Source organism: Bacillus sp. REN16 (assembly GCF_020731355.1).
Classification (GTDB): Bacteria; Bacillota; Bacilli; order Bacillales; family Bacillaceae_L; genus Ferdinandcohnia.
In genome coordinates, this window is record NZ_JAJFZK010000016.1 from 1 (window position 1) to 24,833 (window position 24,833).

At 35.1% G+C, this 24,833-nt stretch carries 23 protein-coding genes and 1 pseudogene; 20 read left to right on the forward strand and 4 right to left on the reverse strand.

Features of this window, described 5'->3' with window-relative positions; translation table 11 throughout:
- The first annotated feature begins 669 nt into the window (after window positions 1-669).
- From LKW28_RS23180 to LKW28_RS18645, 11 genes are all read left to right on the forward strand, one after another.
- Window positions 670-1,545 carry a PfkB family carbohydrate kinase gene (locus tag LKW28_RS23180; RefSeq protein WP_420708907.1) on the forward strand — a complete coding sequence of 292 codons (876 nt, stop codon included), beginning with the start codon at window positions 670-672 and terminating at the stop codon, window positions 1,543-1,545.
- A 44-nt stretch (window positions 1,546-1,589) separates the two neighbouring features.
- Window positions 1,590-3,662, forward strand: coding sequence for a hydantoinase/oxoprolinase family protein (locus LKW28_RS18600; RefSeq protein WP_229141942.1), 2,073 nt, complete (start codon window positions 1,590-1,592; stop codon window positions 3,660-3,662).
- A complete protein-coding gene (locus LKW28_RS18605; RefSeq protein ID WP_229141943.1) occupies window positions 3,652-5,367 on the forward strand; it encodes a hydantoinase B/oxoprolinase family protein in 1,716 nt (571 codons plus the stop codon). Before LKW28_RS18600 ends, LKW28_RS18605 begins: the two co-directional genes overlap by 11 nt.
- Window positions 5,368-5,412: 45 nt before the next feature.
- The gene (locus LKW28_RS18610) at window positions 5,413-6,384 is read left to right on the forward strand and encodes an SIS domain-containing protein (RefSeq protein ID WP_229141944.1); all 972 of its coding nucleotides are present in this window, start codon (window positions 5,413-5,415) and stop codon (window positions 6,382-6,384) included.
- Window positions 6,385-6,712: 328 nt separating this feature from the next.
- Window positions 6,713-8,110 carry an MmgE/PrpD family protein gene (locus LKW28_RS18615; RefSeq protein ID WP_229141945.1) on the forward strand — a complete coding sequence of 466 codons (1,398 nt, stop codon included), beginning with the start codon at window positions 6,713-6,715 and terminating at the stop codon, window positions 8,108-8,110.
- Between the two features lie 85 nt (window positions 8,111-8,195).
- Entirely contained in the window at window positions 8,196-9,452 is a 1,257-nt protein-coding gene (locus LKW28_RS18620) for an ABC transporter substrate-binding protein (RefSeq protein WP_229141946.1), read from the forward strand.
- Between the two features lie 53 nt (window positions 9,453-9,505).
- The gene (locus LKW28_RS18625) at window positions 9,506-10,453 is read left to right on the forward strand and encodes a carbohydrate ABC transporter permease (RefSeq protein ID WP_229141947.1); all 948 of its coding nucleotides are present in this window, start codon (window positions 9,506-9,508) and stop codon (window positions 10,451-10,453) included.
- Window positions 10,446-11,270: a carbohydrate ABC transporter permease gene (locus LKW28_RS18630; RefSeq protein ID WP_229141948.1), complete on the forward strand. Its 825-nt coding sequence runs from the start codon at window positions 10,446-10,448 to the stop codon at window positions 11,268-11,270. The genes LKW28_RS18625 and LKW28_RS18630 overlap by 8 nt, the downstream gene beginning before the upstream one ends.
- A 223-nt stretch (window positions 11,271-11,493) precedes the next feature.
- The gene (locus tag LKW28_RS18635) at window positions 11,494-12,204 is read left to right on the forward strand and encodes a GntR family transcriptional regulator (RefSeq protein WP_229141949.1); all 711 of its coding nucleotides are present in this window, start codon (window positions 11,494-11,496) and stop codon (window positions 12,202-12,204) included.
- Window positions 12,205-12,516: 312 nt separating this feature from the next.
- Complete coding sequence (locus LKW28_RS18640; RefSeq protein ID WP_229141950.1) at window positions 12,517-12,948, forward strand: hypothetical protein; 432 nt, start codon at window positions 12,517-12,519, stop codon at window positions 12,946-12,948.
- Window positions 12,938-13,396: a site-specific integrase gene (locus LKW28_RS18645; protein WP_229141992.1), complete on the forward strand. Its 459-nt coding sequence runs from the start codon at window positions 12,938-12,940 to the stop codon at window positions 13,394-13,396. The genes LKW28_RS18640 and LKW28_RS18645 overlap by 11 nt, the downstream gene beginning before the upstream one ends.
- A 420-nt stretch (window positions 13,397-13,816) precedes the next feature.
- Here the strand turns inward: LKW28_RS18645 and LKW28_RS23280 are convergent, their stop codons facing one another.
- The gene (locus LKW28_RS23280) at window positions 13,817-13,969 is read right to left on the reverse strand and encodes a type I restriction endonuclease (protein WP_420708909.1); all 153 of its coding nucleotides are present in this window, start codon (window positions 13,967-13,969) and stop codon (window positions 13,817-13,819) included.
- A gap of 605 nt (window positions 13,970-14,574) precedes the next feature.
- On the opposite strand from LKW28_RS23280, the gene LKW28_RS18650 reads away from it, so the two are divergent.
- A complete protein-coding gene (locus LKW28_RS18650) occupies window positions 14,575-14,925 on the forward strand; it encodes a hypothetical protein (protein WP_229141951.1) in 351 nt (116 codons plus the stop codon).
- Between the two features lie 149 nt (window positions 14,926-15,074).
- On the forward strand, window positions 15,075-16,127 hold the full coding sequence (locus tag LKW28_RS18655; protein WP_229141952.1) for a type II TA system antitoxin MqsA family protein: 1,053 nt from the start codon (window positions 15,075-15,077) through the stop codon (window positions 16,125-16,127).
- A 570-nt stretch (window positions 16,128-16,697) separates the two neighbouring features.
- On the opposite strand, the gene LKW28_RS18660 is transcribed toward LKW28_RS18655, so the two are convergent.
- Window positions 16,698-17,405, reverse strand: coding sequence for a hypothetical protein (locus tag LKW28_RS18660; protein WP_229141953.1), 708 nt, complete (start codon window positions 17,403-17,405; stop codon window positions 16,698-16,700).
- A 123-nt stretch (window positions 17,406-17,528) separates the two neighbouring features.
- On the opposite strand from LKW28_RS18660, the gene LKW28_RS18665 reads away from it, so the two are divergent.
- From LKW28_RS18665 to LKW28_RS18685, 5 genes are all read left to right on the forward strand, one after another.
- Complete coding sequence (locus LKW28_RS18665) at window positions 17,529-17,678, forward strand: hypothetical protein (protein WP_229141954.1); 150 nt, start codon at window positions 17,529-17,531, stop codon at window positions 17,676-17,678.
- Window positions 17,679-18,091: 413 nt separating this feature from the next.
- A complete protein-coding gene (locus LKW28_RS18670) occupies window positions 18,092-18,346 on the forward strand; it encodes a hypothetical protein (RefSeq protein WP_229141955.1) in 255 nt (84 codons plus the stop codon).
- Between the two features lie 123 nt (window positions 18,347-18,469).
- Window positions 18,470-19,438: a site-specific integrase gene (locus tag LKW28_RS18675; RefSeq protein ID WP_229141956.1), complete on the forward strand. Its 969-nt coding sequence runs from the start codon at window positions 18,470-18,472 to the stop codon at window positions 19,436-19,438.
- 509 nt (window positions 19,439-19,947) lie between these two features.
- Window positions 19,948-20,088 (forward strand): hypothetical protein, encoded by a 141-nt coding sequence (locus LKW28_RS18680; RefSeq protein ID WP_229141957.1) that lies wholly within the window; start codon window positions 19,948-19,950, stop codon window positions 20,086-20,088.
- A gap of 218 nt (window positions 20,089-20,306) precedes the next feature.
- Window positions 20,307-20,447 carry an FbpB family small basic protein gene (locus LKW28_RS18685; protein WP_324255048.1) on the forward strand — a complete coding sequence of 47 codons (141 nt, stop codon included), beginning with the start codon at window positions 20,307-20,309 and terminating at the stop codon, window positions 20,445-20,447.
- 284 nt (window positions 20,448-20,731) lie between these two features.
- Here the strand turns inward: LKW28_RS18685 and LKW28_RS18690 are convergent, their stop codons facing one another.
- Both LKW28_RS18690 and LKW28_RS18695 read right to left on the reverse strand, forming a co-directional pair.
- Complete coding sequence (locus tag LKW28_RS18690) at window positions 20,732-21,211, reverse strand: PfkB family carbohydrate kinase (RefSeq protein WP_229141959.1); 480 nt, start codon at window positions 21,209-21,211, stop codon at window positions 20,732-20,734.
- Window positions 21,212-21,739: 528 nt separating this feature from the next.
- A pseudogene (locus LKW28_RS18695) lies at window positions 21,740-23,241 on the reverse strand (IS3 family transposase).
- 631 nt (window positions 23,242-23,872) lie between these two features.
- Between LKW28_RS18695 and LKW28_RS18700 the strand changes: the two are divergent.
- Window positions 23,873-24,151, forward strand: coding sequence for an AbrB/MazE/SpoVT family DNA-binding domain-containing protein (locus LKW28_RS18700; protein ID WP_229141960.1), 279 nt, complete (start codon window positions 23,873-23,875; stop codon window positions 24,149-24,151).
- Window positions 24,151-24,477, forward strand: coding sequence for a type II toxin-antitoxin system PemK/MazF family toxin (locus tag LKW28_RS18705; RefSeq protein ID WP_229141961.1), 327 nt, complete (start codon window positions 24,151-24,153; stop codon window positions 24,475-24,477). Before LKW28_RS18700 ends, LKW28_RS18705 begins: the two co-directional genes overlap by 1 nt.
- Window positions 24,478-24,833: the final 356 nt, after the last annotated feature.

Here is a 24,833-nt window from a genome sequence, read left to right on the forward strand (position 1 = left end):
GTGGACGCTACAGGGACTATTGGATGAACTTGACATGATTGAACGGTTTGAAGCGCCTGAACACGGTCGCATCCTTGGCGAGATGACAAAGAAACAGATTGAAATCTACCAAGCCCTTGGGGTTGAACCTCCATCGTTATAAATTCCGGGAATGCAGGTTAAATGGAAGCAACTCACAACCCTTTTTGATCTTCTATAAGCTTATCATGCACTTTCTATTATCTTTTTCGCTTTTTCTTCGTCCCACTTCAATTCTGCTTTCAATGATTTTTTCAGTGATTTTAATATACCGGTAGCTCATGCACCAGCAATTATTGCACCAACAACAGTTTCCCATTGCCTACCTATTTCTAAACGACGAAGAATTCCGTGACCCCCTACACTTAACGTTCACCCATTAAACTGGTTCGCTTGGATAGGTCATATCCATCTGAATCGAATCATGGCAACTACCCTTGTATAACATGTTTAGGGTCCTACTTAATAAAGAGAATTGTGACACCTAATATATTAATATATTAGAAGTTTCAAATAATTTAGTATTGACTATTTATTTCTGATATTTTAGAATATATTAAAGGATATAAGTATATATAATGGCTTATAAGTATATATAACCATTCATAACTTAATAGGATTGGAGAGATTCTTATTATTAGAGTGCTCGGAATGGGAGACAACGTATGTGACATTTATATGAGTTCTAACCAAATGTATCCGGGTGGCCAAGCATTAAATGTTGCAGTGTATGCAAAGCAGCTTGGTGTAGATTCTGGTTATGTCGGTGTATTTGGTAATGATGGCATAGCAGCACATATTTTACATACATTGAAAACTCTTTCGGTTGACCATACTTATTGCCAGCAGCATGAGGGCGAGAATGGGTATGCCTTAGTGAAAATCGTAAATGGCGATCGGGTTTTTGTAAGAAGTAACCGTGGGGGAGTAGCAAAGGAATTTCCAATCAATCTAACTAAAATCGATGATGATTATTTAAGAAGATTTGATTTGATTCACACAAGTAATAATAGTTATTTTAATGATAGACTACCTATTATCAAGGAGCTTGGTATCCCCCTTTCATATGATTTTTCAAATTTCTGGGATAACTGGCATATCACTGAACAACTGTGTCCTTTTATAGATTTTGGTTTTCTTTCATGTAGCTCAATGACGAATGAAGCTGTTATAGAGGTATGTAAGAAAGTACATAACTTAGGCTGTAAAATTGTCATTGCAACTATGGGAGATAAAGGAGCATGGCTTTTTGATGGGGAATCCCCTATATTCCAAGAAGCAAGAAAAGTGGAAGCTGTAGATACTCTTGGTGCGGGAGATTCCTTTATAGCTAGTTTCTTAGTTAATTATTTCGATTATAAGAAGACGAATGATGTTTTGATAGATGATAAAGTAAAGAGAGAAACCATTTATCAAAATTCTTTGGATAAAGCTGCAAAATTCGCTGCAAAAAATTGCTTGGTTGAAGGCGCCTTTGGATTTGGGGTAGATGTACCAAAACCATTAAGAAACCAATTAAAAATATAGTAGTTCAAAGGTAAAAAAATTTAATATATGAGACGGTGATATTAATGAGTTACATGATTGGTGTAGACGTTGGTGGAACGTTTACGGATTTTTCAATATTTGATAAACAGGTTGGAAAACTACAACACTTTAAGCACAGTTCAACGCCGGATGACCCATCCGAAGCAATTGTAAGCGGTATCTTATATTTGTTAGAAGTGAATAGAATTCAACCAGAGAAAGTTAGTTATTTAGCGCATGGTACGACCGTCGCTACGAATGCTCTAATTGAGAAAAAAGGAGCCAGAATTGGCCTAATCACAACAAAGGGTTTTAAGGATTTAATGGAGATAGGTTGGCAAAAGAGACCATCCCTGTATAATCTTCTTAAAGAAAAACCAGAAAGCTTAATACCTCCAGGTTTAAAGTGCGAAGTAGAAGAACGAATATTATACGATGGTTCAATCGATATCGCATTAAATGATGGAGAAGTACGACGTGCCGTAAGATACTTGCAGCAGCAGAATGTACACGCAATTGCTGTATGTACATTGTTTTCTTTCATTAATCCTTCACATGAACAACGCATCAAAGACATCATCTTAGAAGAATTTCCCGAAGTTTATATTACAACCTCCTCGGAACTTGTTCCGGAGATAAGAGAGTATTCACGAATGAGTACAACTGTCCTTAATACATATTTAGGTCCTGTTATGAAAAAATATATTAATAAATTTGAGAATTCCATCGCAGACTCTGGAATTGAAACTGCACCATATGTTACTCAATCCAATGGTTCCATTATATCAATACATGAAACAATTGAGTCTCCAATAAAAACTGCCGTCTCAGGGCCAAGTGCGGGTGTAATAGGGGCAAGCTATATTGCTAAGCAAAGCGATATAAGTAAGATTATTACTTTCGATATGGGTGGTACTAGTATCGATGTAAGTCTAATAGAAGATGGAAAGACTCAGATTTCAAATGAAAGATTGATAGAAGGATATCCTGCGAGAATTCCAATGATTGATATTGCTACCTTAGGTGCAGGTGGCGGGTCTATTGGAAGAATCGATGAAGGTGGAGTTCTGAAGGTTGGTCCCCAAAGTGCTGGTGCAACACCAGGACCTGCTTGTTATATGCGTGGGGGGACATTACCTACAGTTACGGATGCAAATGTTGTTTTAGGAAAACTAAATCAAGAAAAAATCTTAGGTGGACGAATGGAAATAGATATTAGTCTCGCCAAGAAGGCAATTGAAGTGAATATTTGTAACCAGTCAACTTTAGACCTTGCCAGTGCTGCCGCTGGAATCATTTCCGTTGTTAACTCGAATATGATTAGGGCGATTCGACTTGTTTCTGTGGAAAAGGGATATGACCCTAGAGAGTTTACACTTATGGCATTTGGCGGAGCAGGTCCTCTACACGCATGTGAAGTTGCTGAGAAGATGGGAATTAAAAATGTACTTGTCCCTCCTTCACCAGGGACACTTTGCTCCTTGGGGCTCCTTATGGCAGATACGAAATTTGATGTTAGCCTTTCAAGGGTTCTAATTGCAAATTCGGAGAACATTGAAACAGTTAGGGACATCATTGGAAAAATGATAGTAGAAGGAAATACAATGCTTGAGAAGGAGGGGGTAGACCGAACAGACCGACGCTTTACTTGCACAATTGAATGCAGATATGATAGACAAAATTACGAAATACCTATAGAGATTGGTACAAATTTTACAGAAGCTGAAATGAATCAATTAATTTATGATTTCCATGAACAACACAATAAATTGTATGGATACAGTAACTATAACATGAAGATTCAAATGGTGAATTATCGGGTAAGCGCTATTGGGATCATTGAAAAGCCTGATTTAAAAGAGGATGAAATTATCCCTGATGCACCAGCCCCGATGCCTATTCAAAAACGGGAAGTCATGTTTGAAGGCCATGAGATATTTAAATCAACTTACGTATTTAATCGAAATGAAATTAAATCCGGCTGCACAATTAAAGGTCCAGCCATCATAGAAGAAATGGATTCGACCACAATTATTCCCCCGAAATGGGTTGCTTATACAGACGGGTTTAAAAATATAAGGGCTAGTTATATAGGAGGGGAAATATTTGAGTCGTAATGTAGATGCCGTTACATTAGAAATCGTAGGTAACTTGTTGCTTTCAATTGCAGAAGAGATGGGAGTTGCACTTATAAGAAGCGCATATTCTACAAACATCAAAGAAAGAAGAGATATTTCTACAGCGGTGTTTGACCCGGATGGCAATATGGTAGCGCAAGCTGAACACGTGCCTATGCATTTAGGATCATTGTTAAGCATTATTAAAGAGGTATATCGAAAGTACCCTGTTGACACGATTAAACAAGGAGATATGTTTATAGGAAACGATCCGTATAATGGGGGGGGAACTCATTTGCCAGATATTACAATCGTTGCACCAGTCTTCTCCCATGGGAAATTGATTGGATGGGTTGCAAATCTGGCACACCATAGCGATGTAGGCGGAAAAGTGCCTGGGTCGACTTCCGGGGATGCAGTAAGTATTTTTCAAGAAGGTCTTAAAATTCCACTCACAAGACTTTGCCAAGGTGGGAAAGTAAATGAAGAAATTATCGATTTTGTTTTAGCAAATAGTCGTCTTCCAGGTGAGCGTTACGGAGATTTAAATGCACAAATCGCCTCAAATCGTGTGGGTATGAAGCGTTTACTAGAAGCGTATGCGATATATGGAGATTTGTTAGTAGATAGTATGTACGAGCTGCAAGATTATGCGGAAAGAAGATTAAGAGCGGGAATCGCCAAACTTCCAGACGGGGATTATGAATTTACAGATTACATGGATGATGCAGGTGTTGCGAGCCCTAACCCAATTCAGATTTCAGTAAAAATCAGTATTCGGGGAAAAAAGATGGATCTTGACTTCACAGGAACGCATCAACAAGTAGAGGGTCCAATTAATGTTACCTATAATGGTCTATTAGCAACCGTGTTCTATGCGATAAAGGCACTTGTTGATCCAGAGATTCCGTCTAACGCTGGAATATACCGTGTATTTAACATCATTGCTGAACCAGGACTGATTGTAAATTCGCAGAATCCTGCTCCTGTTGGAGCACGAATTGATACTTGCATGCGTGTAGCAGATGTTATATTTGGTGCAATGGCACCTGTCGTACCTGAGCGTGCGATTGCAGGGTGTAATAGCTCTTGTACAACTGCAGTTTTTAGTGGAAATAGTCCAACTGACAAGGAAGATTTTTATGTATACCTGGAAACAATTGCAGGTGGATCAGGTGCAAGTATGCATGGTGATGGGCTTAATGGAGTGCAAGTTCATTTGACAAATACATCGAATTTGCCAATTGAAGCACTAGAAATGGAATTTCCTCTTGTTCTTGTTCGTGAGTACTCACTTATTACTGATAGTGGTGGTGCGGGTGAACATAGGGGTGGACAAGGAATATGCAGAACATTTGAAGCTCGTTTTGATAATGTATCTTTTACAGGTTTAGGTGATAGACAAAAGTTCCAGCCATGGGGTCTCAATGAGGGGAAAGAGGGTGCGGGTGGACAGTACTATCTGTATCGAAAGGATGGTAGCACGCAAACCCTTTCGTCAAAATGTACCGAAGTTAATCTTCGAGCGGGAGATATTATAGAGATACATACACCTGGTGCGGGTGGTTATGGAGATCCTAGGAAAAGGAATCCAAATCAAGTATTGGTCGATGTAATTGAAAATAAGGTAAGTGAAGGTAAAGCATTAGAACTTTATGGTGTGAATGTTAAGAGAGTCAAAGAGAACTACCAAATCGTGAAATAGTAATTCAAAAATAAATCTTATTGAAAAAGAACGTGGAGGAGAAAAATGCAAGTTAAAGACATTATAAGAGACGCAAAAGGAAAAATTGATCATGTTGGAGGTTTGAAGCACGTTTATTTTGTGGCATGTGGAGGTTCCCAAGCTGCCATATTTTGTGGCCACTATCTCCTAAATAAGGAAGCAACAACATTTGGTTCTTCTATTTATAACAGTAGCGAGTTTTTAAATGCTACGCCGGCCATGTTAGATAAAAGATGTATTGTTGTACTTTGCTCTCTTAATGCAACTGCAGAGACAGTGGAAGCAGTTAAGCTATCTAGGGAAAAAGGAGCTATCACCATTGCAATGACAGGTTTTCCTGATACTGAAATGGCTAAGAATGGGGAATATGTAGTTGTTTATTCAAATGGTGATGAACAAATCTATAGCCAAAGTAACCAGTCTAATGCCTTAAGAATTGGATTTGAAATTTTACACCAATTTGAAAACTACCCAAAATATGAGGCTGCAATTGATTCATTCACAAAGATTGATCAAATTGTTGCAAATGGAAAGAAATATATTGAAAGAATTGCAAATGATTTTGCAAAGGAATACAAGGATGATGAGACTTTCTATGTAATGGCAAGTGGACCTATGTACAGCACTGCATATACTATGAGTTATTGCCACCTTATGGAAATGCAATGGAAGCATGCAATTCCAATGCATTCTGGTGAATACTTCCACGGACCATTCGAAACTACTGATAAAAACCTTCCAATAATTCTATTTGTAAGTGAGGGTAGTACACGCCAATTAGATGAAAGGGCATTAACATTCTTAAACAAATATGCTGACAGAGTTACTGTTATTGATGCCAAAGAACTTGGAGTAAACATTATTGATGACAGGGTAGTAGAGTTCTTTAATTCTGTAATAATGATTCCAATAGAACGTAATATTGTTTCTCGTATGGCAGAAATAAGGAATCATTCAATGGATATGCGGAGATATATGTGGAAAGTGGAGTATTAAATAAAATTAATCTTTTGGTGAGTTTATACAAATACACAATTTAAAAAATATCTGGAGTCAGCTTTAATAGATTTGAATTGATAAGTATTTATCCGTTTGATTGGTAGTGGTACTAAAGGTTACACAAAAAGAAAATGTATCAACCGAAAGGGCAAGAGGAATGTGGTGTAATTATTGTTAAAACGATTGTTGATCATCCGATGTAGAAGATGAGGAAGCAAAACAAAGAAGATCAGGGATATCTTTAAATAGGTAATTCGCAAGGACTTTTTTGTTCTAAGTAAGTTCAATTGTTATCTTTTAAAATCAAAATGAGGGGTGTAGATTTATGGAAACCGAAACGAAACTTAATAACACATCAACTTTTGAATTAGCAACATTTGCATCGACATTAAAATATGAAGATATTCCAGAAGAAGTTATAACAAAAGCAAAATATTTACTATTAGATTATCTTGGAGCTATGGTACCAGGTAATCAGGAAGAGATGGCTAAGATACTTTATAGATTTGTTAATAAAGTTACAGGTCCAGCCGAATCAAGCCTTATAGGGATGGATATAAAAGTTGGTGCACAGTGGGCAGCGTTATATAACGGGGCGGTCGGTCATTTAATTGATATGGACGATATCCATTGGGGAAGTGTTACTCATGCAGGTGTATGTATCTGGTCATCAGCTCTTGCTATGGCAGAAAAAACAAACGCAAGTGGTAAAGAATTGCTTACTGCTGCAATAGCCGGGTATGAAGTTGCTTTACGAATTGGATTAGCTGTTCAGCCAGACCATTATGTTCGTGGATTTAATCCAAGTGGAACAATTATGACATTTGGGGCAGCAGCCGTAGCTGCTCGTCTTCTAAAACTTGACCCTCTCAAGACAACACATGCACTTGGTATGGCGGCTGTTATGGTTGCTGGAAATAAAGCGCATCTAACGGAAAGAGTTATGACAAAGGATTATAACTCCGGATTTTCTTCAAAGTCTGGCATCCTAGGGGCTTTGTTAGCAGAAGAAGGTTTTACAGCGTCTACGGATGAATTAGAGAATCCTTGTGGCTTTTTACATCTCTATGGAGAGCGTGCGTATCCTGAAGAACTAACAAAGGGATTTAAGAATATATGGCATATTATGAAGACCGGACAAAAATTATATCCTGCATGTCGTGTTATGCATTCTAGCATTGATGCAGTTTTAGACTTCAGAGAAAAATTCGACGTTGATAAAATTGAGAAAATCACTTCACGGCTTTTTGCAACGGGGGCATATATCATTGATGACAATTGCCCTTGGTCTGGTGAGAAAGGTATTATGGGTGCACGATTTTCTGCTCAATATAATATTGCAGTTGCATTATTATATGGAAAAGAAGGGATGTGGGATCTGTACGACCCAGTTAAGGCAATGGAATATATGAAGATGGAAAGAGTACGAGAACTAATTAAAAAAATTCAAATTATTCATGTTAAAGAATGGGATGAAGACACTTCTAAGTATTCCGCATGCGAAGTGGATATAACATTAAACAACCAGACTCATTTTACAAAAAAACTTTCAAGTGCTTTTGGTGATCCAGATAATCCTATTCCTTATCCTGAGCAAATCAAAAGATTCAAGAGTTTACTCAGTGTTGTTGGGTGGAGTGAGTCGAGGATGGAAGGCGTTATTAATGGTGTTCTTAGTTTAGAAGATGTGGAGAACATTAACAAAATAATGGGGTACCTATGAACAATTAGTAAATAAAAAGTGCAGTTACGAGACTATTTATAGGATCCTATAAACTGTTATATATAAATTAAACAGGAGTGATATAATGAAACGTATTTGTTCATTAATATGCATTGCTTTAGTAATGCTACTGATTGGATGTAGTTCCACTGAATCTACTTCTAATCCTAAGAAAGATGATTCAGAACAGGATAAACAAAAGGTACAATTAAGTTGGTCAATGTGGGCTAATACTCCTGAAGAAAAACAGGCTTGGGAAAATCTAGCGAATAAGGTAACGGAGGAATATCCAAACATTGAAGTTAAAGTTCAAACTGTGGGGTGGGCAGATTATTGGACTAAATTACCTACAAACTTTGCCAGTAATAAGGAGGCTGATATAATTTCTGTTCATTATTCAAGAGCTCAAGGATTCGCATCCTCGTTTTTACCATTAGATGATTTTATTAAAAATGATCCAAATATAAAAATTGAAGATTTCAATGAGCACATTCTAAATAGTTTTAAGTATAAAGAACAACAAGTAGGTTTACCTTATGATTTTGGACCGTTTGTGGTTTATTATAATAAAGACCTTTTTGACAAGTATCAAATTCCCTATCCTGAAGCTGGATGGTCATGGGAAGAGTTTGTAGAAACAGCACGTAAATTGAGTCAGAATCAAGATAAGGGTTTTGTAGTATCTTCATATATTGACCATTTTATACCGTTTATTTTCTCTAATGGTGGTAGTCATTTGGATGAAAATGGTAATTATGATTTAACGAATCCGAAGTTTGTAGAAATTATTCAAAGACTATCTGATATTGTAGTTGATGGATATGCCCCCCCTTTAGTAGCTACAGATAATCCTTTATGGGATCAAGAACAGTGGTTAAGAGGAAATATAGGAATGTTTGTAAATGGACCATGGGCCATGGGGGGTCTGAGTAACAACGCTAATTTTGATTTTGATATAGTACCAATACCAGAAGGTAAGGATGGATCAGTTACAGCTATTGTTGGGTCAGGGTTCAGTATTTCCAAAGGAACTAAATTTCCTGAAGAGGCTTTTAAAGCTCTTACTGTTCTTACTAGTGAGGATAGCTTAATTGAATTAGCGGAATTAGGAAGGGCATTTCCAGCGAGAAAATCAGGACATGACATATATTATGAAACTGTTCCAGAAAGTTTTAAAGATGTTTTAACCTATGCAAGTTCCAACGCAAAGGGATACTTAACTACTCCAACATGGCAACAAGGATATGATTTAATTCTCAGAGGGCTAGTACCAATATTCAATGGTCAAATATCTGTTGAGGAAGGTCTTAAAGACTTACAACAACAACTAGAAAATTTATAAAACACTTAGAGGGAGGGTTTCCTCCCTCTTTAACTTAATAGGGGGTGAGTATCGTGCTCAAAGAAGAATACCATTCAACAGTTAACGAAACAAAAAGTAATACTATAATAGACAAAACTATCAGAGTTCTAAAAAAAAATAACATCCTAGCTGCAGTCCCTTTCTTATTACCTAGTATTATGGGTTTTATGGCTTTTACCTTTATCCCCATAATAGCAACACTACTTTTAAGTTTTTTTAATTGGTCATTATTGGATAAACCTAGTTTTGTAGGCTTGGATAATTTTATTCAACTTTTTACTAACGACCCGAGTTTCATAAAAGTAGTGATAAATACTTTTTATTATGTTTCAGTTTATCTAATTTTAAATATTATTTTTGCAATCGGATTAGCAGTTTGGTTGACTCAACAGGTTAAGGGATTAGTTGTCTTTCGAGCATTAATGTTTTTCCCGGTTTTGATTCCACCTGTAGCTATTGCCCTTATATGGCAGTGGATTTACGACAAAAATAATGGATTATTTAATATATTTTTGGAATGGATTGGTATCCAAGGACCGAACTGGCTAGGGGATATCAAATTTGCAATGCTAGCACTTATAATTGCAACGTTATGGCAATATGTAGGTTATAATATGTTGATATTTATGGCTGCTATTAAAGGGATTCCACCATCTTTATACGAAGCAGCTTCATTAGATGGAGCCGGTTTTATTGCAAAATTTAAACATGTCACACTTCCTCTATTAACTCCGGCAATATTTTTTGCAGGTGTAATGACACTAATAAATACATTCCAAACTTTTGATTTAGTTTTCGCCTTGACAAATGGCGGTCCTGGTCAATCAACGGAAATATTAGGACTTTATGTCTATAATAACGCATTTATGTGGTTCAAAATGGGTTATGGGTCATCTATTGCAGTAGTAATGTTTATATTTATTCTTATTATTACTATCTTGCAATTGAAATTCCAAAAAAGGTGGGTACATTATGAATAAATCAAAAATTGGGTTTAATCTTTTGAATTATACTTTATTATCTTTTTTTACATTCTTAATGATTATTCCCATTATATGGATGGTTCTTACATCTCTTAAACCCGATCAAGAAGTGATGGAATTATCAATTTTTGGGTCTTCTATTGAGTGGGGTAATTATGCACGAGCATGGAGCTTCTTTCCATTCGGGAGGTTTATGTTTAATAGTTTTTTTGTTTCGTTAACAGGGACTTTTATAGTCTTAATTACTTCCACTCTTGCTGCCTACGCCTTTGCTCGTCTACGTTTTCCGGGACGAGAAAAACTATTTGCTTTATATTTGTGCACTTTGATGATACCTCAACAAGTGGTAGTAATACCCATGTTTTTAATAATGAATAAATTGGGATGGACAAATTCATATTGGGCTTTAATACTACCATGGGCATTCACAGCATTTGGCGCATTTTTAATTAAGCAGTTTTATGGAACAATACCACGTGAACTAGATGAGGCAGCTATTATTGATGGGTGTAGTCATTTTAGTGTCTATTGGAGAATTCATTTGCCGTTACTTAAGCCAGCAATAGCAGCCCTTACAGTATTTACGTTTTTATCTTATTGGAATAATATACTATGGCCATTGATTATCATAGACGATCAAAACATGTGGACTCTTCCACTTGGTTTACAAATGTTTAAAGGACAATTTGGTACAGAATGGAATCTATTAATGGCGGCTGCGACAATAACAACCATCCCAGGTATATTAATTTTTATTTTGGCTCAACGTTATATTGTCCAAGGAATCTCACTTAGTGGATTGGGAGGTAAATAAAATAATAGGTGTTTTTTATATCTATTATTCATACAATTATCGTAATATAATAATGAAATACATTTATGTACCATAATTGAAAGGTAAAGTTTATAAAGAATGTAAAAATATATTTAACGGTAAAATGTACCTAGGTAGCTAACTTCATACGAGAACAAAAACATAAAAAACCAGGAAAACAAAGTATGAAAAAGGTTTGTTTAAAGGAAATGAGGCATTCATTATGTTAGATGGAAAAGCAATAAAACCTTTATATGAACAACTGAAGGAAAAATTAGAAAATGATATAGCAGAAGGGAAATATAAACCAGGAGAGAAGCTTTTACCCGAAGTGGAAATGGCAAAAAAATACAATGTGAGTGTAATTACTGTTCGTAAAGCTACTGATGAATTAAGCATAAAAGGATTATTAGAGAAAAGACAAGGTAAAGGGACTTTTGTTGCATCTAGAAAATATTATAAAGATTTGAATCAAGTAATAAGTTTTTCTGAATCCTGTAAAATGATTGGAGCAGTTCCCGGAGCTAAGGTTTTAATGTCAGAATTAGTAGTTCCTAGTAAAGATATATTAGATCAAATGGAACTCTCACTAGATTCTAAAACTGTATACATTTCTCGACTTCGTTTAGTAGATAAAGTCCCAATGGTTATTGAAAATAACCATTTCCCATTAAAATATTCTTTTTTATTGGAAGAAGATTTAGACAATAATTCAGTATTTAATATACTTAAAGAAAAATGTGGAACGCAAATAGTAAGGTCAAGACGGACTATCGAAATTTGTAGAGCATCTGCGCTTGAAGCATCACACCTAAATGTGAAAAGAAATAGCCCATTGCTTTTAGTTCAAGGTGTTGTTTACGGTCTAGATAATGAAATAGTATATGTGGGTAGTCAAATTATAAATGGTGAAAGATATAAGTTGTATGTATAGAAAGATAATAACTAATTAATTGTGAATCACATAAATCCACAACAACAGGATATTTTATTTTTTGAATTTATCTATTATAAAGCCAAAAAGGACAAGGATGTTCCTGTGAAGCCATTCTTTATCCATATTTTCACAAAACGTTTAATAGGGAAAATCCACAATTTGATTTTTTACCCGAGAACCAATTCTTCCCGGGTAAAAAAAGAAGTGTAGAAGGGAGTGTTTATTTATTGTCTGTAACCCTCAAAACACAAGATGAATCTAAATTACCAATTTTTCTTCAAACAATTGATGAGAAAGCAAAACAGGTTTATGGAAAACTCACTTTCCGAAAAAAAGATCAAAGTTTACCAGCGGGTGTGGCATGAATTTGAAACGTGGTGTCAAGATCATCAGATTTCTGAACCTCCGGCATCACCAGAGACCATGGTTCGATACATAACCGTTTTATCCGAATACAACCAGTCAGCAACAATCAAAAAGAAATTGACGGCCATTTCACAAGCATATAAAACAGTTGGACTCCCTAGCCCTCTTGAACACGAGATCGTTCGAAAATCGTTTCGAGGAATCCAAAAGGAATTAGGTACGGAACAGACTCGAAAGAATCCTTTACTATTAGAAGATCTGTATAAGATCTCAGATGTAGTTCCAATCACCAAAACAGGCCTGAGGGATTGGACTATTCTTTTGATGTTTTGTCGGAGCACTCAGACGCTCGGAACTTGCTACCATTCGAGTTGAAGATTTAGAGCGAACGCGCGAAGGTATCATTATTCATATTAATAGAAGTAAAACGGATACCCTTGCGGAAGGGCAAGAAGTTAGTTTACCTTATGGAAGTAACCCAAACACCTGTCCAATCCGAACATTGGAATCATGGCTAAATGTTGCGCAGATTACGGAAGGGTACATCTTCCCTTCCTTTGACCCTCGTAGTCAATTGGCGCACCCCAATGAAAAAACAATAGCTTCTTTTGTGAAGAAATATTGCAGGGAGATTGGGTTGGATCCTAACTTATATTCTGGACATAGCCCAAGGGCTGGTTTTGTGACAACCAGTGCACTAAAAGGGATTCCAGAAAGACAGATTCAACGACAAACAAGGCATAAAAATGTGGCAACTTTACAAAAATACGTAAGACCAACCAAACAATTTAGTGATAATGCAGTTATACAGATCGGCCTTTAAATTCGAAAATAAATTCCAGAAGTAGAATAAATATTTTTGGAGATAAATACCATTAAGGAACATAACTGTAAAGTAAATATATAGAAAAAACACGTCAAAATTCTCCCGAAATGTTACCTTATTATTTTGGAAATTTTATTTCCCGTTATTTTGTCTTTGCAAATAATAGAAATGTTGAAAATAAATATAAACCAATAAAAAATGACGCTATTGCATGTCATTTTTTGTTGATTTATATTTATTTGTTCATAGGCTGTATCTTTCGATTCTAATTCGTACTAACCATCATTCTTGATTTTTCATCTACCCCTAAACCCACTTAATGTCGTAATCCGATTACTTTCCTTATCTGACCAATAAAATGTATATCAAAATAAAATATTGCCATCAGAATTTGCAAAGTATTTCGTGTCTACCCCGTTACTGACTGACAATAAAGAACTGTAAGAAACGATATAAACCGTGAAAAGAATGCTTCTGATAACGATAAATCTGATTGAAAGCTTCCTTAAAATCCAACCCGCGATGCTTTAATTCTACCTCAACAGGCAATCCGTTAATTAAAATCCTCACATCATAACGGTTTTTGTGTTTTTCTTCGACTGTTATTTGATTCGTACATGGAAGATATTTTTACACCATTCGCGTGTTGTTAAAAAGTTCTAAAAAAAATTTGCTTTCCATCATCATGCTGGAAAACCTCTTGTCACGGAATATTTTTGCTTTTTCAAAAATACTCTTCCCAGTAATCTGCGTTTAAAAACGACTAAACTCTCCATTGGTTAGTGCCGACATTCTAATTTCTTTTCGTTAAACCGAATTAAATGGTTTCTAAAATTATGTATAAGTGTATCCTCATCTTTAATGGTCACTTGACCATAACCTTGACGAACAAGTTGTTCAAATCATATGTTTTTCAGGCTAAGCTTCTGACTGATAGGATATTTACTCTCCCCTTATTTATGAATTGTATCCTACTTATATATTATTATTTTAGATAGGAAAATGGCATTGGTGTTATCTACAACATAAAAAAAGGAACCAAATTATGCAACATTTTTTAAACAATGTATAAAATAAATAAAATCGGAAAAAATGATATCAATTGATAGCAAAAAATAAGGAGTTGATATATAATATATTGTAAGTACAGATAGAGATAAAGAGGGGTGAATCCATTGCACGATGCAACACCAAAAGAAATAAATGCTTTCCTAAAAGAATATCGAAAACTAATGTTTCAACCAAATAAATTCCATTTTGAACCAAGAACGTTTAATGGAATAACTAACCTTGGATTAAACATTCCGCATGCAAAGCAGGAAATCAAAAATTTAAAGTATATTCATTATGATCGAGGGCCAACACCTGATTATAATGGAGATGACACAGACATATGGGAATTTGGAAAACCTTTTGAGGGGGAATTAATCTACATTAAACTGAAGATTGACCCCCTACATGGATGTAAGTGCCTGTCATTTAAAAAGTCTACCGGACCGTTTACATTACCTTATAGAAACTGGTGATACATAAATATCATACTTTTACCTAGTTAATATTCCTATTATGTTCAGCCCTCTAGTTAATAAGAAGAGTAATTAAAAAAGAGTAAATTAATTTAATAAATGAAAAGTAAAATTAAATAAAAAATACTGATTAAGAGGTGAGGCAATTGATGAGTAATTTTGAAAAGGGGATTTTTAATAAGCCCGCCAATAGTGAGAAAAGAAAATACTGCTCAAATTGTAAAGAAGAAAAAAACTCAAAAATTAGAGAAATTAAAGAGGTCTATCCAGTTAAAGGAGAAGAAATAGAAATTGAAGCCTTTGTTAGATATTGTGTGGAATGCGATCAAATACTTTTCGATGAAGATCTAGACACTAAAAATATTGATAAAGCGTTTGAAAAATACAGAATGCTAAACAATTACTTATCTTCAACTGAAATAGAATCAATTAGAAATAAATATGGGTTGTCTCAAAGAGGATTGGCATTACTACTTGATTGGAGCCCTTCAACCGTGGCTAGATACGAAACTGGTGCAATCCCCTCTCCTTCGCATCATTCAATTTTAATAATGGTAAGGAATAATATTGAATATATTAAAGAATTGTTTAAAAAAAAACATGATCAACTTGGTCGGCTAGATAAAAAAAGAATGGAGGAAAGATTACAACAAATAGAAGATGAAATTTCTGAAAAAGATACTATAATTGTACTTACTAATAAATACAAAAAATTTAAAGACCATATAAATAGTGGTTTTGGTAATTTCGATTTCAATAAACTCTCACAAGTAGTCCTATACTTTAGCCAAAACATACCAAGAGTATCAAAAACTAAATTAATGAAATTACTTTTTTATTCTGACTTTAAAAGTTATAAAGAATACGGATTATCCATTAGTGGCACTGTATATCAACATTTACCTTATGGACCTGTACCTTATCACCACTGGTTAATGTTAGATGCTCTTACAGAAAACAAAATTGTTGCATTAAAACCTTTTGAAAACTATGAGGGGGAATATTTAGAGCCAACTTCAGACTTAGATCTGTCAATATTCTCTACTGAAGAACTCGAGGTATTAGAGGATGTCACTCAATTTTTTAAAGACTTTAGTGCTGTAGAAATATCCAATTATTCTCATGAAGAAGAGGGCTATATAAAAACTGAAGATAGAGAGTTTATTTCTTATGATTTTGCGGATGTTTTAAAAGAAATGTAAAAGGGGACATAGTTTGGCCTCCTTTTTACAACCTTTAAACAACATTATATGATGTAATTTTTTATATTTCATTGATCCTATATAAACAGGTACCAGCAAACTAACTAATAGAACCCCGAAGAAGTTATTTAATATGTTCAAAAGAAGAAGAATTCCCTTGTTAATAGCACATGAAAAGTGAGCCAAATGACAACATAAAATTGAGCCACCCAAAAGATTGTGAATTTTTATTTTAACACACCCCGATTGGCTTTATATGGAGTGGCGGGCATGATACCATTGTCAGGGTGCGAAATCCTTGTCTATCGCACGCTTTCGCAGGGAAGTCATGCCCGTAGAGGCTCCATGTCAAGCCACGCACTGTTAAAAATGCTTAAACTAAAGTTTGTGAAAATATCCATACTTTAACTGGCTCAATAAATTATTGCGAAATACATTCCCTGACGGGATAGCTAAAATAAGCTTATCCAAAAATGCATTCTCTATTTATTCAAATGCTTCGTAGGTGAGTTTTAGTTTCTTAACAATATAATAGGAGAGCAGGCTATAAAGACGCCGCTCTCCTATTAACTATTTAATGGGTTTTAAGTTAAGTTTACGATAAACCACTAGACAATGTAACATATATTCAAATTCCTCATCACTTACTTTACCTTCTAAATAATTTGCTTCTAATAAAATTTCAGATACAATTTGACCTTTTTCTTCAAATTTAATTTCTACGTTCCTGGATGTGTGCTGTACTTTTTCCGCTGCTTCCTCCAATGACTTTGTACCTTCTTTTATTATCTCACTAAGAGTAATACCCTCCATAATCTGGTATAGGACTTCTTTTGCAGCATTATATGTTAAAAACGTTTCTAACACGTCTTCTTCAGTTAACTCTATGCCATTCTTAATAAATGAATCACTAAATAGGCGACTTAATTTATATTTATTAATATCCGTTAATGTCGCAATTGTTGTTACAATAATTTCTTTAATCGTATCCACAGTAGAAACTTTATTCGTTTCTTTATTTATTAAAAAGAAATCCTGTTCAGAAATTTCCATTAGAACCCCTGTCAGGGATAACCGTAAAGGATCTCCACCTGTAATATCGCATAAAGCATGGGTTACATTTAAAGGTGGTGGTGGCATTTTCCCATTTTGAAGACTGCTTAAATATGCTTTATTCTTGCTTAACCCTCTCTTCCTCATTTCATATTCTATTTCGGTTAAACTTAATCCAGATTGAGAAATATACTCCTTTAGCAACAAAGAATATGGATTATTCATTTTACTTCTCCTTATGTTTTAAGAAAATTAAAACTTGTTGTTGTTTTTTTATAACAATGTGTTATTATATAATTATTAAAACAAATTGTAACTTTATTATAACTTATGAGGGGGATTTAGAAAATGTTAAAAAATCCGCGTTTTTGGGGGAAAGCATTTCAAATTGTATTAGCTCCTGCTGTATTGGCTTTAGGAGGTCTAATCCTAGAGCTTGCATCAAATCAAGGACCCGAAAAAGATTCAAATCAACAGGGTGATGAAAATAATGAATGAATGTAAAAAAGGCTTGGTTTTATCTGACCAAGTCTTTGTCTTGTTCTTCATATTTATTTCCAAATCCCTGATCAATCGTAGTTATCCTTAAAAATACTTAACTTAAACTGAGCTTGTTATTTTTTCCATAATAAACGAGAACCTCAAAATAAATTTTACTAGTCCTTTTGTATAATATAGATTTGGTCGTTTCATTTCATCAACAAACCAAAACTATTTTTTGGATATAAATGAAAATTCTCAAAAGAGACTACCGGAATTTTAATTTAACAGGTACAATGAAACTAGCAATCTAACTATCGATAAACCACGTTATCAATAGTTAGTAAGTAGGAAAAATGGAAGAGTCTAGAAATAAAAAATCTATTAGATAAAGTCAAAAACAACAAAAAACGAGCTGGAGGAAAAGTGGAATGAGTAAAGATATTCCTGTTTCTATTGTTAGAGCTATCATAGAGGATATTTATGGTCGTTATGGTTTGGAGCAATATTTCCGTAGTTTAGATCCTAAGAGCCAAGTTGATTTATATGAGAGTTGGATAAAAATTGTATCCAAAGAGCTTCATAAAAATGGTTTAGTTGAAAAGGAATATGAGGGATTAAACGTCGATGAAATGAGTTTTATTGAAATAGTAAATCGGACTTCATATTATTTAAAAAATGAGTGAGCTAAAAAGGTGATGTACTACATGAGCAATAAAGAAGATGGTGTATCTGAAGAATTAAAAAAACGGGTCGAGAAGCTTTGTATGACTTCATTGCCAAAATTTGTGAGGAAAGGATGAAAATTCATGAATTTAGAACTTAAAAAACAGGAAGGGCATACCCTTTCCACAGAAATTTTAGAGCTGCAGAAAGAAGCAAAAAATCACTTAGCCAATTCAAAAGCTGAAAATACAAAACGAGCCTATCGAAACGATTGGACCCAATTTTCCGAGTGGTGTGAAAAGAACGGATTGCAAAAGTTGCCAGCTGACCCGGAAACGCTCGTCTATTACATCACGTTTTTAGGAAAAACATTGAAAGCTTCCTCCATCAAACGAAAAATGACGGCCATCTCGCAACGCCATGAAACAGCAGGCTATCCAAGTCCTTCAAAAACAGCCCTAGTAAAAGGAGTGTGGGACGGAATCCAGCGAAAGATCGGGATTAAAGAGGAAGGAAAAGACGCACTTTGGCTTGAAGAACTTCGGCAAGTCGTCCAAGCTATTCCTCAGAATAAAGTAATCGGTGTACGGAATCGCGCCATGTTAGTGATTGGCTGGGCCGGGGCTTTACGAAGAAGCGAATTGGTCCAGTTAAATGTCGAAGATATCTCCATCACTCGCGACGGATTAATTCTACATTTAAACCGAAGTAAAACGGACCAAAAGGGAGAAGGACAGGATGTTGCCCTCCCATACGGAAGCAATCCATTAACATGTCCCGTTCGTAGTTTAGAAGATTGGTTGGCGGTATCTGGCATTTCGGAAGGTCCATTGTTTCGTCGAATGGATCGGCACGGGAACATCCTTGGAAGGTTGACTCCTCAATCAGTGAGGTTGATTGTTAGGGATTGTTGTGAAAAGGTGGGATTGGATCCAGATCGATATGGAGCTCATAGCTTGAGGAGTGGTTTTTGTAGTACAGCTGCGAAAGCTGGGAAAGCAGAGCATCAGATTATGAAGCAAACCAGGCATAAGCGAAGTGATTCATTGCAGCGATATATTAAGAAGGCCAATTTATTCGATGATAATGCAGCAAGTGGGATTGGACTCTAGATTATTGGTTAGAACAATTTTATTAAAAATTGTTTAATTGTAGGAATGAGCAAGAAAATATTAACCTTCATATCTAACGCCGATATATTCTTACAACTATTATCATTCTCTGAGGGTATTGTTGTTAAAGCACTCCTCAGTTTAGCAATAAAATCATATAAAACAATAAATATTATAAAAATGAATTTGATTTGTGATAAATGTGCAGATGAAGCAGTAAATGATGTTGCTAAACAAGTTTAAGTTATGTCACATTTCGAACATAGAGGTACGGATAGATGGAAAAATGCGAGGTTTGCAAAGTTAAGGAGGTTGGTCATAAATACAGGCGTTGGTTCTTATGTCCTTCCTGTTATAAAAGGTTTTTGAACCTTTTTGGAATAAAACTGTAATATCGTACTTCGATGAAATTATTCTCTTTTCCAGGCTCCCCAGCTCTGGTGTTTTCGGTACAGTTATTAGTTTCAAAGGCAATTGTCACAAACCCTAAGTAGGAGATGATATGACACATGGGAAATATAATTAGATTGAGTTCAAAAACAAAGCCTATTAAATTTGAAGATAGGAAAAAGAAGATTCAAAAAGAATCAGAACAGATAAAGGATAGATTTGAGAAGTTAAAGAAAAAAAGAAAGGATCTTTTTGAATAAAAAAAGGACAGTGCGGAAAAAGTTGTGTAAATTAGTTTGAAATCAATCCTCCTGGCAAGAATTAGGATAAATAATTTTTGCTAAGGAGGTTTTTTCGACATGAAATTACCAAAGGAAAATTGTTGAATGTTAAGGTGGCTTAATATAATTTTCCGAAATTTGTAATAATTAAAACACCTCTTTTTCCTTTTTTACTATTACAATAGTATTAAAGGAAGGTGAATGGTTTGAGAAAAATTATAAAGATTTCATTTGCCGATTTGGTTAAAGAAAACAAAAAAGAATTATTAAAAGATCAAAAGGCTATGGATCGTATCGAGGAGAGACTAGACCAAAAAAGATTAGAAAAGACAAAATAAAAATTCCCCTAATCCTTTTCTTGTTTCTACTTAATAAAACACTGTTTTTTCAAATAAGAAGAAGACTCTGTTAATCTGATATATATAATAGAAGAAACACGGAAAAATCGACTTAGAATATATTAAAAACAGTTTAGAAAATGGGCAAATCTGAAAGAGCAGGGCTATACATGTAAGTAGATCTAATATGTATAACCCTGCTCTTATAATTCTTTGATATTCTATCTATCTCTCAATCGTTATACAATTTTAAAGAGAGTGATTCGCCTTGCTCCATATTATCCTCAACTAAGAATGTTAATAAGTTCAAGTTCTTTATCTATTAAACATGTAACGTTATTTTTATTTAAAGAAATGAAGACACCAGATATATGTAACACCTTTGAATTTTTAATAAAATTTTCATTTATATTTTCTAAACTAATTTCATTAGTTGGTGAATTACCTCGATAATAAAAAGTCCTTCCACTACCGTCTCCCAATATTTCTCTGAAGTTTATTGAAGTATTATATCCTTTAACTAAATGTACTTCAGCAACATCAATACCCTCTCCGCGGGCAAAATTATATATATATCTACCGAATTCATCTTTTCCTAACCTGCTAATCCACCCCGCCTTTAATCCCAATCGTGAACAACCGATTAAAACATTTAATTCCGAACTACCTGCACTTCTTTCAAATGAGGATACATATCTCATAGGTCCATTAATTGTTGGATTAAAAGTGATCATTGCGTCTCCTATTGAAATAATATCATTCATAAATAACATCCTTTTTATTTATATTTTCATACATCCATGAGAAAGTGACAGCTCTGTAATCATGAGAGCTACCATAAGATACGTTTGGAATAGACTTGCACTTTACATGGGGAAGTTGTCATGATAGTTATTTCGCTAAGAATCCAAGCCTGCAAAGGTACCTTATAAATTGACACTCTGAAACCTCTAACCATTTGCAGAATCTTTTATTACCCTACTGGAATAGCGACTCTCAACTTTCGCATAAGTGGTACAAGTCACGGAAACATTTACTTAACAAGGCATCTTCATATTAAGTATCATGTAAAGAATTAGTTAGATAATAATTTTGATTAATAACAGATAAAATATCTTACTATTACCTTATCGGTGTTTGTCAAGATAGTTGTCGCATTTTCTTTATTTTCTAGTGTAATAGTTTTAGAGTAACTACCGCGCTTCGCTTGGTAGCCTTCTCATCAAAGAACAGAATGAATTCTGTTCTTTGATGAGAAGGGAAAGGGTAGTTCAAGCTCGGTCGCAGTTGGGCTATTTTGTGCCATCCTTTTCTATCTTGTCCTTCATTGGATTTAAAGCCACTGAATCATGTGCACTCCAGTCTCTTGTTGAGTGTGTCCAACGTTCTGGATGCCTTTGTTTCGCTAGTTCATAAACCTCTTTGCGCCCCTTCAGTATCTTAATGTGGGCACCTGTGTGGCATTGTTCCGGTGTTACAAAGTTTATGCCACTGTGTAGATGGACGCAGTTGTACCAACTCACAAATCTCAACGCCCATTCTCGTGTAGCCTCTAGTGTTTCAAATCCTCTGTGAGGGAATTCAGGTCGATATTTGAGAGTCCGGAACATTGCTTCAGAATAGGGATTATCGTTACTTACTCTTGGTCTTGAATAAGAGCTTTGGATCCCTAATTTTTCAAGTAATACTTGAAATGTTGCGGCCTTCATTGGGCTACCATTATCGGAATGTAAAACGAGTGGTTTACCTTGGATTTTTTCACTAATGATCGTCTTCTTCATTAAATCTTCAGCGTATTTTGCTTCCTCAGTTTCCCAAATCTCCCAACCTACTATTTTTCTACTGAAAATATCGATAATTAGATAGAGTCGGTAATACTTGCCTTTCACCGGCCCTTTCAACCACGTAATATCCCAGGTCCACACTTGGTTTGGAGCTATTGCTAAATGACTATCTGGTAACCTTCGTTCCGGCTTTTTGCTTCTTCCCCGATGGTTCTGCATTTTGTGCTCACGAAGAACTCTATAAAAGCTAGATTCGGAGGCAATGTAAATACGTCGATCCGCTAATTTTGGTACAATTTGAGTGGGCGGTAAGTCTACAAATTCCTCTTTTTTAACGACCTCCAGTATTTCTTGCTTTTCCTCCTTCGTTAATTTATTTTTTGGCTCTGGGCGTGATGCAATAGGGCGTTGATCTTCCTTGATCCTACCTTCTGAAATCCAGCGTTCATACGTGCGTACGCTAATATTCAATTCTTTGCACGCCAGGGCTAATCGCGCACCATTTTGTTTTGCTTCTTGGATAAGTTCGACTGCTAGTGCGCGATCTGACGGGCTGATCATTCGTCCTCTTGGTCCCCCCAGATCGCTTGGGCCTTTTTTCTTAATAGTAATAAGGCCGCGGCTTCTGCCAATGCTTTCTCTTTTTTACGCAAATCTTTTTCTAATGTTTTTGCTCGCTTTTTCTCCTCTTTCAATTCTTGATTTAACTGCTTTGATTGACTAGATTCGCGGCCATTTGCATTTAGGCATGAATCCCGCCATGCTTCGATTTGTTCTTTATAAAGTCCTTTTTTACGACAATACTCCGCCAGCTCCGCACCATTCATTGAATATGTTTCCATAACAATTAGAAACTTATCTTCGCTGCTCCATTGTTCGGAACTTTTTCCATCACCAGGTGTGGGGTTTCCAGCTAGTCTAGCTTCCTTTCTCCACTTGTACAGCGTAGGTTCAGTAATGCCAAACTCATCACTTAATTGGCCTACCGATTCATTATTGGGGGGCATCATTCTCTTAACAATTGATGCTTTCTCTTCCTTTGTATATCGTTTACCGTTATTACTTTTTAAGTCGATCAACCTCCGTGTATGATTTAAACTATACACTAAAGTTCCCTACGACATCTATCCTAACAGAGGGGGTTATAAAAACTCATTAACCTAAAAATTTAGATTGGTAATATAACTATACTCCTTTTTAGACTAAAAATAATTCCGCTAAGATACTTTGCATCTCAATTGCAATTTTAAATTCCAAAGATTTATGTAGTATTAAGATTCTTTATATATAAACCGGTTTACTAAATCAATTTAGTAACATTATAAAATATTCATAATAATTTTACAATATAAGTTTTAGTTTTATTTTCCATACATTCTAATAATATAGGCAAAGGCAAAGACAATGAAACAGAAAAATGGTTATCTTCAAGTATTAATATTAACGTTAATGTTTATATTAGTCTTGTTACTTTAATAAAAGACAATCTCCGCTCTAATAAACTGGATGTTTGTCCATTTATTCAAATTATTATTAATTCAGATAAAAAGTTTCAAATAATAATTTACTTTTTCATTTAAGTATCATTTCCAGCTTTAACGTATATACTGTGTATATACAAATATGGATGGAGGTGATATAATGGATACAAATAAACAAAACCAAGAGGGACTGATATATATGATGACGAAAGTTCAAAAATGGGGTAACAGCCTTGCAGTCCGTATCCCTAGCAATGTTGCTGAGAAAATTTCGATTGAACAAGGGTCTGAAATTGAGTTAAGCGTTGGGAATCAAATCCTTACTTTAAAACCAAAAAAAAGGAAACCAACTCTAGATGAGCTTTTGGCAAAGGTAACTTCGGAGAACCGTCATTCTGAAGTTACCTTTGGGACTATAGAAGGGAATGAATTATTGTAATGTCAATACCTGAACGTGGTGATCTTGTTTATGTGAATTTCAACCCACAAGCAGGACATGAACAAGCTGGAACAAGACCAGCTATTGTTTTATCGCCCCAAACATTTAATAAAGTAACAGGTTTTGCAGTCGTGTGTCCTATCACTCGACAGCAGAAAGGTTATCCCTTTGAAATAGCCTTACCTAGTGGTTTGGCTATTGAAGGGGTAATTTTAACGGATCAAGTAAAAAGCTTGGATTGGCGTGCAAGGTGCTTCAATATTAAGGGACAGGCCCCACAAGATGTAGTGACTGATTGTCTAGATATTATACATACATTTTTATAAATGACCGTTTTTCATAACTTCGTTAACGTCATATCCAATATTCTTTATTGTTTATAGATATTGGAATATTAACTGTAAGGGTTTCACTGATACTAAGGTAAATTAATCAACTAAAAGGGGTCATTATTCATGACACCTTTTTTAGTTAATTAATTTAAAGGATTTTCCTTTGTAAACAGATATCGCCTTGTTCGGGTTGATGATTTTTTCGATATGTAGGAGGGAGGACTTATGATTAGAGATATTTATAATCAGATAAGCCCATTGTTAGGAGTTAGAATCGGATTTATTGGAAATAATCTATTTCAATCGCCCAAGAAATTATAGGGCATTTTTTTATGTTTGCACACAAACAG